Annotated in this window: 9 protein-coding genes, 1 tRNA gene and 2 other RNA genes (1 of these 12 running past the window's edge); 7 read left to right on the top strand and 5 right to left on the bottom strand. The window is 48.8% G+C overall.

Translation table 11 applies throughout. From position 1 onward, the window contains the following. Nucleotides 1-325 precede the first annotated feature (325 nt). Nucleotides 326-973 (bottom strand): YchE family NAAT transporter, encoded by a 648-nt coding sequence (locus J4614_RS03910; protein ID WP_000615840.1) that lies wholly within the window; start codon nt 971-973, stop codon nt 326-328. Nucleotides 974-1,449: 476 nt separating this feature from the next. Between J4614_RS03910 and adhE the strand changes: the two genes are divergently transcribed. Further along, complete coding sequence (gene adhE / locus J4614_RS03915; RefSeq protein ID WP_000301625.1) at nt 1,450-4,128, top strand: bifunctional acetaldehyde-CoA/alcohol dehydrogenase; 2,679 nt, start codon at nt 1,450-1,452, stop codon at nt 4,126-4,128. A gap of 196 nt (nt 4,129-4,324) precedes the next feature. Here the strand turns inward: adhE and tdk are convergent, their stop codons facing one another. Then, complete coding sequence (tdk, locus tag J4614_RS03920) at nt 4,325-4,942, bottom strand: thymidine kinase (RefSeq protein WP_000068097.1); 618 nt, start codon at nt 4,940-4,942, stop codon at nt 4,325-4,327. Between the two features lie 662 nt (nt 4,943-5,604). Between tdk and hns the strand changes: the two genes are divergently transcribed. Beyond that, a complete protein-coding gene (hns, locus tag J4614_RS03925) occupies nt 5,605-6,018 on the top strand; it encodes a histone-like nucleoid-structuring protein H-NS (RefSeq protein WP_001287383.1) in 414 nt (137 codons plus the stop codon). A 131-nt stretch (nt 6,019-6,149) separates the two neighbouring features. On the opposite strand, the gene galU is transcribed toward hns, so the two are convergent. From galU to rssA, 3 genes are all read right to left on the bottom strand, one after another. Next, nucleotides 6,150-7,058, bottom strand: coding sequence for a UTP--glucose-1-phosphate uridylyltransferase GalU (gene galU / locus J4614_RS03930; RefSeq protein ID WP_000729450.1), 909 nt, complete (start codon nt 7,056-7,058; stop codon nt 6,150-6,152). A 202-nt stretch (nt 7,059-7,260) separates the two neighbouring features. Further along, nucleotides 7,261-8,274, bottom strand: a complete 1,014-nt coding sequence (rssB, locus tag J4614_RS03935; protein WP_000193432.1) for a two-component system response regulator RssB — start codon at nt 8,272-8,274, stop codon at nt 7,261-7,263. Between the two features lie 90 nt (nt 8,275-8,364). Then, a complete protein-coding gene (gene rssA / locus J4614_RS03940; protein ID WP_001230575.1) occupies nt 8,365-9,270 on the bottom strand; it encodes a patatin-like phospholipase RssA in 906 nt (301 codons plus the stop codon). A 110-nt stretch (nt 9,271-9,380) separates the two neighbouring features. On the opposite strand from rssA, the gene J4614_RS03945 reads away from it, so the two are divergent. The 5 genes from J4614_RS03945 to J4614_RS03965 all read left to right on the top strand — a co-directional run. Beyond that, complete coding sequence (locus J4614_RS03945) at nt 9,381-9,839, top strand: YchJ family protein (protein WP_001540172.1); 459 nt, start codon at nt 9,381-9,383, stop codon at nt 9,837-9,839. Nucleotides 9,840-9,889: 50 nt separating this feature from the next. Further along, nucleotides 9,890-10,732 carry a formyltetrahydrofolate deformylase gene (purU, locus tag J4614_RS03950; RefSeq protein ID WP_001191156.1) on the top strand — a complete coding sequence of 281 codons (843 nt, stop codon included), beginning with the start codon at nt 9,890-9,892 and terminating at the stop codon, nt 10,730-10,732. 158 nt (nt 10,733-10,890) lie between these two features. Beyond that, nucleotides 10,891-10,975 (top strand) — tRNA-Tyr (locus J4614_RS03955). A 44-nt stretch (nt 10,976-11,019) separates the two neighbouring features. Further along, nucleotides 11,020-11,151: non-coding RNA, RtT sRNA (locus tag J4614_RS03960), on the top strand. A 44-nt stretch (nt 11,152-11,195) separates the two neighbouring features. Then, a non-coding RNA gene (locus J4614_RS03965) (RtT sRNA) lies at nt 11,196-11,261 on the top strand; it runs 166 nt beyond the window's last position.

The raw sequence follows: 11,261 nt of genomic DNA on the forward strand, positions 1-11,261 counted from the left end.
AGAAAACACACACAAATTTAACAAATGCTCATTATTTAGCACATTCATCTACGATGGAGCTGAAACAACTAATAACATTTCAATAATCCTTCATCAAGCCCCAGAGTATGGTGTGAATAAAATAACAGACCTACCGCTTCTCACGGACTCAGTAATGTTGGTAATAGTTTGATTAATAAAAATAAATATCGTTAGATTATATTAGTATTTTTTATCATTTAAACGCTGAATGCTTATCAAAGTAAGAAGTGTTACGTGGGAATGTCACTGGAAATGTCACAAGGCGGCCCCTTAGGGCGCCGCCTGTAAATCAACAGGTGGGAGTTTAGTTGAGCAAGCCGGGGAAAATGCCTTTTATTCCTGTGACAATAAATTCGATGCCGAGCGCCATTAACAACAACCCCATGATTCGGGTAATAACGTTGATACCGGTTTGCCCCAGCAAACGAACCAGCCACGGCGCCATACGGAACACGCCCCAGCAGCAAAGCGCAAAAAGCGCAATGGCAACTGAAAAACCAAGCAAATGCGCGATGCTGTGATAACGCGTCCCCCAGACGATAGTGGAGCTAATCGCCCCTGGCCCTGCCATTAACGGCAGCGCTAACGGCACAACGCCAATGCTCTCGCGTATGGCCGTCTCTGACTTTTCTTGCTTGTTTTGTTTATCTTCCCCCAGCTTCCCGCTGATCATCGACATTGCAATGGTGACAACCAGGATACCGCCCGCAATTCTGAACGAATCAATAGAAATACCAAAGAGTTGCAGGATGCCATCGCCGAGGAATAAGGAACTCCACAAGATAATCGCAACCGACAGATTCGCGGTGAGGTTAGTTTTATTACGCGCCGTGGCCGTCTGGTAGCTGGTCATGCTGATGAAAACGGGGATAATCCCCACCGGGTTAACTAGCGCAAAGAGCCCGATAAAGAACTTAAAGTAAACAGGAAAATCAAAAAGCGGTTGAATCACGGTTAGCTCCGAAGCGTTAGCCGGATGAAGTCAATGTTCGTTAATGATCAAAACGCGCAGAAGATACGCCTTTTATTCGCATAGTTCACCTCTTATCTACACCTAATTTCATCCATTCATCGCTGTTATTTATATGTACTCGTTATGCTAATCCACTTACTCTTCATGACAACGATTTCTTAACAATTTACATAAAAGGCTAAAATGGCCTGCTGAAAGGTGTCAGCTTTGCGTAATCTTGATTTAGATCACACAATCGCTACTCAGAAGTGAGTAATCTTGCTTACGCCACCTGGACGTAACGCGTTAGAGTTAAATGATACTAACGCAGAAGCTCTTTTAGTAAATCAGAGCGAAACGGACGTTAAGTAACCACCTGAATTTCAGGCATTTATACAAAGTATCGTCGATCTGTCTATACTCACGTATCGCGCAGATGATTTACTAAAAAAGTTTAACATTATCAGGAGAGCATTATGGCTGTTACTAATGTCGCTGAACTTAACGCACTCGTAGAGCGTGTAAAAAAAGCCCAGCGTGAATATGCCAGTTTCACTCAAGAACAGGTCGACAAAATCTTCCGTGCCGCCGCTCTGGCAGCCGCTGATGCCCGCATTCCGCTGGCCAAAATGGCCGTCGCCGAATCCGGTATGGGTATCATCGAAGACAAAGTGATTAAAAACCACTTCGCTTCTGAATATATTTACAACGCTTATAAAGATGAAAAAACCTGCGGCGTGCTGTCTGAAGACGACACCTTCGGGACCATCACCATTGCTGAACCTATCGGCATTATTTGCGGTATCGTTCCAACCACTAACCCGACCTCTACCGCGATCTTCAAATCGCTGATTAGCCTGAAGACCCGTAACGCCATCATCTTTTCTCCGCATCCGCGCGCTAAAGAAGCAACCAACAAAGCGGCAGACATCGTTCTGCAAGCGGCTATCGCTGCCGGCGCGCCGAAAGATCTGATTGGCTGGATCGATCAACCTTCCGTAGAACTGTCTAATGCGCTGATGCACCACCCGGATATTAACCTGATCCTTGCGACGGGCGGTCCAGGCATGGTTAAAGCAGCATACAGCTCCGGTAAACCTGCTATCGGCGTAGGCGCAGGCAACACCCCGGTTGTCATTGATGAAACCGCTGATATCAAACGCGCTGTGGCGTCTGTTCTGATGTCTAAAACCTTCGATAACGGCGTAATCTGTGCTTCTGAACAGTCTGTTGTCGTTGTTGATTCCGTCTATGATGCCGTTCGCGAACGTTTCGCCAGCCACGGCGGCTACATGCTGCAGGGCCAGGAACTGAAAGCGGTTCAAAACGTTATCCTGAAAAATGGCGCTCTGAACGCCGCTATCGTTGGTCAGCCAGCCTACAAAATCGCTGAACTGGCAGGCTTCTCCGTACCAGAAACCACCAAGATTCTGATCGGTGAAGTTACGGTCGTTGATGAAAGCGAACCGTTCGCACACGAAAAACTGTCTCCGACTCTGGCGATGTATCGTGCGAAAGATTTCGAAGAAGCGGTAGAAAAAGCAGAAAAACTGGTCGCTATGGGCGGTATCGGTCACACCTCCTGCCTGTACACTGACCAGGATAACCAGCCAGAACGCGTTGCTTACTTCGGTCAGATGATGAAAACCGCGCGTATCCTGATCAACACCCCGGCCTCTCAGGGTGGTATCGGTGATCTGTACAACTTCAAACTCGCACCTTCCCTGACGTTGGGTTGTGGTTCCTGGGGTGGTAACTCCATCTCTGAAAACGTTGGTCCGAAACACCTGATCAACAAGAAAACCGTTGCTAAGCGAGCTGAAAACATGTTGTGGCACAAACTTCCGAAATCTATCTACTTCCGCCGTGGCTCTCTGCCCATCGCGCTGGATGAAGTGATTACTGATGGCCACAAACGTGCGCTCATCGTGACTGACCGCTTCCTGTTCAACAACGGCTACGCAGACCAGATCACCTCTGTGCTGAAAGCGGCTGGCGTTGAAACCGAAGTCTTCTTCGAAGTTGAAGCCGACCCGACGCTTTCCGTTGTTCGCAAAGGCGCTGAGCTGGCTAACTCCTTCAAACCGGACGTGATCATCGCGCTGGGCGGTGGTTCCCCGATGGACGCGGCGAAAATCATGTGGGTCATGTACGAACATCCGGAAACTCACTTCGAAGAACTGGCGCTGCGCTTTATGGACATCCGTAAACGTATCTACAAGTTCCCGAAAATGGGCGTGAAAGCGAAAATGATCGCCGTCACCACCACTTCCGGTACCGGTTCTGAAGTCACACCGTTTGCGGTTGTGACCGACGATGCAACCGGTCAGAAATATCCGCTGGCTGACTACGCCCTGACCCCGGATATGGCGATTGTCGATGCCAACCTGGTGATGGATATGCCGAAGTCCCTGTGTGCGTTCGGTGGTCTGGATGCGGTAACTCACGCCCTGGAAGCTTACGTTTCCGTACTGGCTTCTGAGTTCTCTGACGGTCAGGCTCTGCAGGCTCTGAAACTGCTGAAAGAAAACCTGCCGGCGTCTTACCACGAAGGGTCTAAAAACCCGGTTGCGCGTGAACGTGTTCACAGTGCAGCGACTATCGCCGGTATCGCGTTTGCCAACGCCTTCCTCGGTGTATGTCACTCCATGGCGCACAAACTGGGCTCTCAGTTCCACATTCCGCACGGTCTGGCGAACGCCCTGCTGATTTGTAACGTTATCCGCTACAACGCGAATGACAACCCGACCAAGCAGACCGCTTTCAGCCAGTACGATCGTCCGCAGGCACGCCGTCGTTACGCTGAAATTGCTGACCACCTGGGCCTGAGCGCGCCGGGCGACCGTACCGCCGCTAAGATTGAAAAACTGCTGGCATGGCTGGAAAGCATTAAAGCTGAGCTGGGTATTCCTAAGTCTATCCGTGAAGCAGGCGTGCAGGAAGCTGACTTCCTGGCACACGTTGACAAACTGTCTGAAGATGCCTTCGATGACCAGTGCACCGGCGCTAACCCGCGTTATCCGCTGATCTCCGAACTGAAACAGATTCTGCTGGATACCTACTACGGTCGTGATTTCACCGAAGGTGAAGTTGCAGCGAAGAAAGACGTCGTTGCCGCACCGAAAGCAGAGAAAAAAGCGAAAAAATCCGCTTAATTCGTTATCTGCTTTAGCATGACAATAACGGCCTCAATTGAGGCCGTTTTTTTGTTTTACCTGTTTACCTGATGCCTGAAGGCGCTATGCTGATCATCTGGCCTACGTGCTCACGGCACGCGCTTCGTCAGGAGGCCTGAATAATGACCTCCAAAGCGCTACAGGGCGTTTTATAAGCCGATCTTTACCTCAGGTATCATATGTGCCGATGACGCTCCTGAATCGCCGTCAGTGAGCCCTCCTCCAGCGCGTCCTTATAATGCTTACGGCAAACTGAAACGTAGCGTTCATTCCCGCCAATAACCACCTGTTCGCCTTCGTTATAAGGCCTGCCGTCCTGATCAAGTCGCAGAACCATACTGGCTTTACGACCGCAGAAACAGATAGTTTTTAATTCCACCAGCTTATCTGACCATGCCAGCAAGTATTGGCTGCCGACAAAGAGCTCCCCACGAAAGTCTGTTCGTAGCCCATAGCAGAGTACTGGAATATCTAATTTGTCGACAACCTCGGATAATTGATAAACCTGCTGGCGAGTCAAAAACTGGCTTTCGTCGACTAACACGCAATGTATTGTCTGCCGCGCGCTCTCGGCACGAATCTCTTCAAACAAGGATGTATTTTGGTTAAACAATTTTGCCGGCGACGACAAACCGATACGAGAGCTGACTTTGCCTGCGCCGAAACGATCGTCGATTTCCGCCGTATATACGACGGTACGCATCCCGCGTTCCTGATAATTGTATGAAGATTGCAGCAGTGCAGTCGACTTACCCGCATTCATTGCCGAATAGTAGAAATATAGCTGTGCCATTGGTCGCAGGACCTCACCTGAGTGAAATAAAGATTGGCGGGATTGTACCATAATTTACCGACGCGACGGCGCGGCTCGCGCTCCGGTGAGTATTAAGAATTGTACAAACATCGCTCACTATACCCAAAATAATTCGAGTTGCTTAAAGGCGGCAAGGGAGTGAGTCCCCAGGAGCATAGATAACTATGTGACTGGGGTGAGCGAGCGTAGCCAACACATAAGCAACTTGAAGTATGAAGGGTATATACACATTCCTTCACAAATTATGCCGTTAAAATTCATCAACAATGCTTATCATCACCCGCCAATATGAAAACCTTGTACTTATTGTTACCGTTACTCATACCCGGTGCAAAGTAATAGGGTTTTCTTGTAAGGAAATCTAATACAAGAGATTGATATCTCAGCAATGAGATCGTATTTCATCATGATAAAATGTGACCTGACTCCTAAATTTTTAGCGACAGACGGTGAGTATCCCCCCTGCCAATAAGCTCTTTTTTGTGCGGCGCCTCAAGGAAAATTTAAGTTGAGATAATTAAAACGTGTGCTTAATAAAGCGTAATTTTGAATTCCTTACATTCCTGGCTATTGCACAACTGAATTTATCGCTCTATTATTAGCTCAACAAACCACCCCAATATAAGTTTGAGATTACTACAATGAGCGAAGCACTTAAAATTCTGAACAACATCCGTACTCTTCGTGCGCAGGCAAGAGAATGTACTCTGGAAACGCTTGAAGAAATGCTGGAAAAATTAGAAGTTGTCGTTAATGAGCGTCGTGAAGAAGAAAGCGCTGCTGCTGCTGAAGTGGAAGAACGCACTCGTAAACTGCAACAGTATCGTGAAATGTTAATTGCCGACGGCATTGACCCGAATGAACTGCTGAATAGCATGGCTGCCGCTAAATCCGGCACCAAAGCTAAACGCGCAGCTCGTCCGGCTAAATATAGCTATGTTGACGAAAACGGTGAAACTAAAACCTGGACTGGCCAGGGTCGTACACCGGCTGTAATCAAAAAAGCAATGGAAGAACAAGGTAAGCAACTGGAAGATTTCCTGATCAAGGAATAATTTACTTCCTGGATGCTTAAAATCCCGCCGCTGGCGGGATTTTTTTTGCCTGAGTTCTCCGCTGACGACCCCGGGCATAAAAAAAGCGCCGGATTTACCAGCGCTTCTGTTAAAAAATTTATAACGTATCGTTACTTCTTAATACCCATTTCTTCTTCAAGCCAGGCTTTAAATTCAGCACCCAGCGAATTATGACGGATGCCATATTCAACGAATGCCTGCATATATCCTAACTTATTACCACAGTCATGGCTTTTACCCTTCATGTGGTAGGCTTCAACCGTTTCTTTTTCGATCAGCATATCGATAGCATCGGTCAACTGAATTTCATCCCCGGCACCCGGAGGGGTTTTCGCCAGCAACGCCCAGATATCCGCGCTCAACACATAACGCCCGACAATCGCAAGGTTAGACGGCGCGACATCCGCTTTTGGTTTTTCAACCACGCCAACCATCGGCACACTTTCGCCCGGTGCCAGCTCAACGCCTTTACAATCGACCACGCCGTATGCAGTCACATCTTCTACTGGCTCAACCATAATCTGGCTATTGCCGGTTTCGTCGAAACGGCGGATCATTTCAGCCAGGTTATCCTGAGACAGGTCGGACTCATATTCGTCAAGAATAACGTCTGGCAGAATAACAGCGACAGGTTCGTTTCCGACAACGGGATGCGCGCACAATACGGCATGGCCCAGGCCTTTTGCCAGCCCTTGACGTACCTGCATAATAGTGACATGCGGAGGGCAAATAGACTGGACCTCTTCCAGAAGCTGACGCTTAACGCGTTTTTCCAGCATCGCTTCCAGCTCAAAACTGGTATCAAAGTGGTTTTCAATAGAGTTTTTAGACGAGTGCGTCACAAGCACGATTTCAGTAATGCCAGCAGCGATACATTCGTTCACGACGTACTGAATTAATGGCTTATCAACCAGCGGCAGCATCTCTTTCGGGATAGCTTTGGTCGCTGGCAACATCCTGGTTCCCAATCCCGCGACCGGGATAACGGCTTTTTTGACTTTCGAATTAAGGGCAGCCATTTAAAATTCTCCTGGACTGTTCATGTATTGAACGTGTTCATTAATCTGTATCGTGTTCCAGTATATCAGTACCAGAACAAGCCTCAGGTCCAAAAAGGACTTATATTGGTATAATTAAGACAAATACTTATAAATCTGCCGCAGATAGTAACACTCGTCGGGAAAGGCCGGTAAAGCAATTTCCGCTCACTCTTCCGTTTGGTCATTCCGCAGACAACATCAATCGCAGACGCCCTCCTGCGCCCCATATTTGACACTGCCATGAGTCGCAACGCTGGCTTAATTGGTTAAGGTAGGCGTTACCCAATGTTCCTAGCGGCACGCCGCTGCTAATTTGAACCTGATGAGCGCCCGTATTTAAGGTGGCGTTCAATCCGGCGGAGACGAGAATCAAATTTTTGAGCTCACTGTGATAGTAGCCGACAAATAGCGGGAATTGCCCAGGTAAATTGGCTTGTCTGAGCAGATGATTTACCTGTTTTAATAGCGCGCCTAACTCCGGTAAACGGTGCTTTTGTTGGCCGAGCTGATCCTGCAATAAGCCGTTAAATAGCGCCCGCAGCAACAATGCGGCTAACACGCCGTTATCGCCCGCCCGGGTGACATCCAGGCAATAAAATGCCAGTTCGTTATCAGATAGCGGCGCAATATCCAGCACCAGTCCAGGCTGATCGGCGGAGACGAGCTGCCGGTAATTAATGCGGCAATGAGAAATCACCTGCTGTACCGGGGGCTGCAATTCCTGCAACAATTGCGCTGCGGCGGTCGGATTACTCACCATTGCATCCCAGTCACGAAACAGGCGTTCTTCTTCTTCAACCCGCGAGTTAAACATATTAGGGTATAAGCAAGCGAATACGGTTTCCCGCAAGCGGTTGAGATCTTTTACCGGCTTCAGCAAGACATCTTCAACCCCAAGGCGTAACGCTTTGGCGATATCCGCCATATTTTCTGTTGCGGAAATAACCAGAATAGGCGTCTGGTCTCCGCGATTACGTAAGTTTTCTACCAGTTTGAGACCGTTCATTCTCGGCATAGCGATATCACATATCATGAGATCAGGGGTAAAACGCCCCATCAACTCCAGGGCATCCACCCCGTCGCCTGCCAATGCCGTTGTCGCTCCCAAAGAGGAAAACCACGAATCCAGAAGCGAGCGAAATACAGGCTCGTCTTCAACAATAAGAATCTGTTTTCCGACCAATGGCTGCGTCATGTTCTCTCCCCTGACTGGCTTTAATCAATAGTGGCATGGTATTGCCGCTTGCGCCTGTCAGAATTTGCTTAAGTGATCGTAAAAGGTACATTAAACGTCGGTACGCACCAAGGGTATAAGTTCGTCCATCTTTTTCTCTACGGCTAACTGACCCGCCGCAATAGCGGCATGGGCGCGATGAAAATCCAGCGTAGAGATTTGCGGACAGAATGGTTGAATGAGAATATCAGGCGGATCGCCAGCCATACGGTTACGTTTAAGACGATTTTCCAACACCTGAATGGAGGTTGTCATGATTTCCATTGCCCCAGGCGAACTCACGCCACGGCGTGAAGTCAGGCTACTGAAACGTTCTTTTAAACGCTTATGCCAGGGCAGCGCATCATCGCTCTCTTCATTGATATTCCCGACATTTACAGAGAGCAAATCTTGCTGCATGAGGTGGGCATCATGTTGCAGATCTACCGCAATAACGATATCAGCCCCTAGCGCCCTGGTTAACGAAACAGGTACCGGATTAACGACTGCGCCATCTACCAGCCAGTAACCGTTATGTTCAACCGGAGACATCAGCCCTGGCATACTGCACGACGCGCGTACGGCAAGGTGTAGATCGCCTTCAGTAAACCATAGCTCTCGTCCCGTGCTAAGATTCGTCGCGACCGCGCCAAAACGTCTTGAACAGTGGTCAAAATCCGTAACGGGCATAATATCCCGATAGTGATTAAATACACGTTCGCCGCGAAGCAACCCTCCTCTGCCCCAGGATACATCCATCAGGCGTAAAACATCCCAGTAGCGGAATGAACATACCCACTGTTCAAGCGCCGATAATTTATTACAGGCATACGCGGCGCCGACCAGTGAACCTATTGAGCATCCCGCAACGATATCAATATCAATGCCTGTTTGCTTGAGGGCTTTGATGACCCCAATATGAGACCATCCTCTCGCTGCGCCAGATCCCAGCGCCAGCCCTATTTTCATTTTTCTCATCGTACTTAACGACTTCCCCTGGCTTCAAGACGTAGCAACATCGCCACTGCTCAGTTAACATAATGCCACCCTGGCGTTCAACGCCGTTTTTTATATTCAGGGAGATTATTGTGTCTCAGCCTTGTCCCTGTGGTAGCGCTGACGAGTATAGCCTATGTTGTGGTCGTATTGTGTCCGGAGAACGAGTAGCACCCGATCCGTCACATCTCATGCGCTCTCGTTACTGCGCTTTTGTGATGAAAGACGCAGATTACTTAATTAAGAGCTGGCATCCAACCTGCAATGCGGCCGCGTTTCGTGATGATATCATCGCCGGATTTGCCAATACCAGGTGGCTCGGCCTGACTATTTTTGAACATACCTGGTCAGAAGCAGAAAATACAGGGTATGTTAGTTTTATCGCGCGCTTTTCCGAACAAGGGAAAACCGGGGCGATTATCGAACGCTCTCGTTTTATCAAAGAAAACGGTCAGTGGTATTATATTGACGGTACCCGCCCGCAGTTGGGTCGAAATGATCCCTGCCCGTGCGGTTCAGGCAAAAAATTTAAAAAGTGCTGCGGCCAGTGATGCCTGACAGTATCGATACAACAAACACTCTCAACAGGATTTTTCCGGCAATGCAATCACTACAACGTAAAGTTCTGCGTACTATTTGTCCCGACCAAAAAGGCCTTATCGCGCGGATTACCAACATTTGCTATAAGCACGAGCTTAATATTGTGCAAAACAATGAATTTGTGGACCATCGCACCGGACGCTTTTTTATGCGGACCGAGCTGGAAGGCATCTTCAATGATTCCACTCTTCTGGCCGATCTGGACAGCGCCTTACCGGAAGGCTCTGTTCGTGAACTCAATCCCGCCGGACGCCGTCGGGTAGTGATTCTGGTTACCAAAGAGGCGCATTGTCTGGGCGACCTGCTGATGAAAGCCAACTATGGCGGGCTGGATGTTGAAATCGCTGCGGTCATTGGCAACCATGAAACGTTACGCTCGCTGGTTGAACGTTTTGAGATTCCTTTCGAACTGGTCAGCCATGAGGGATTAACGCGTGAAGAGCATGACACGAAGATGGCGGACGCCATTGATGCTCATCAACCGGACTATGTGGTGCTGGCCAAGTATATGCGTGTTTTGACGCCAGGTTTTGTGGCGCGCTTTCCGAACAAAATTATCAATATCCACCACTCATTCCTGCCGGCATTTATCGGCGCGCGCCCTTATCATCAGGCCTATGAGCGCGGCGTGAAAATCATCGGCGCTACCGCGCACTATGTGAATGATAATCTGGATGAAGGCCCAATCATTATGCAGGACGTGATTCACGTCGATCACACTTACACCGCAGAAGATATGATGCGTGCCGGGCGCGACGTTGAGAAAAACGTATTAAGCCGCGCGCTGTATCAGGTTCTGGCACAGCGGGTCTTTGTTTACGGCAATCGGACGATTATTCTTTAATCGTCAGTAATATGAATTGATTAGCTTTAATCCGTTACGGATGAAAAGTACGCAAACAGTTCATTTCAGGCAAAGGAATGCTTTACAGCGGCGTGTCATTTGATATGATGCGCCCCGCTTCCCGAAAGGAAGCAGGCCAGTATTAAGCATTACCCCGTGGTGGGGTTCCCGAGCGGCCAAAGGGAGCAGACTGTAAATCTGCCGTCATCGACTTCGAAGGTTCGAATCCTTCCCCCACCACCATTATTCACTACAGCGATGTAGTTAACTTGATGAGCAATGCAGAAGTTTGCACTTGTCGGGGAAGGGTGAGAACCTTCGATTAAGGTTCGACTTGAGCGAAAGCGAGAGAACGTTGCCAACGGCAACGGCCCGTAGGTTGAGGAGCGAAGCGACGAATAATCCTTCCCCCACCACCATTATTCACTACAGCGATGTAGTTAACTTGATGAGCAATGCAGAAGTTTGCACTTGTCGGGGAAGGGTGAGAACCTTCGATTAAGGTTCGACTTGAGCGAAAGCGAGAGAA

Origin of the sequence: Salmonella sp. 32031103-2018-00083-FB-01-SM-01 (assembly GCF_017571995.1) — a bacterium.
Classification (GTDB): domain Bacteria; phylum Pseudomonadota; class Gammaproteobacteria; order Enterobacterales; family Enterobacteriaceae; genus Salmonella; species Salmonella enterica.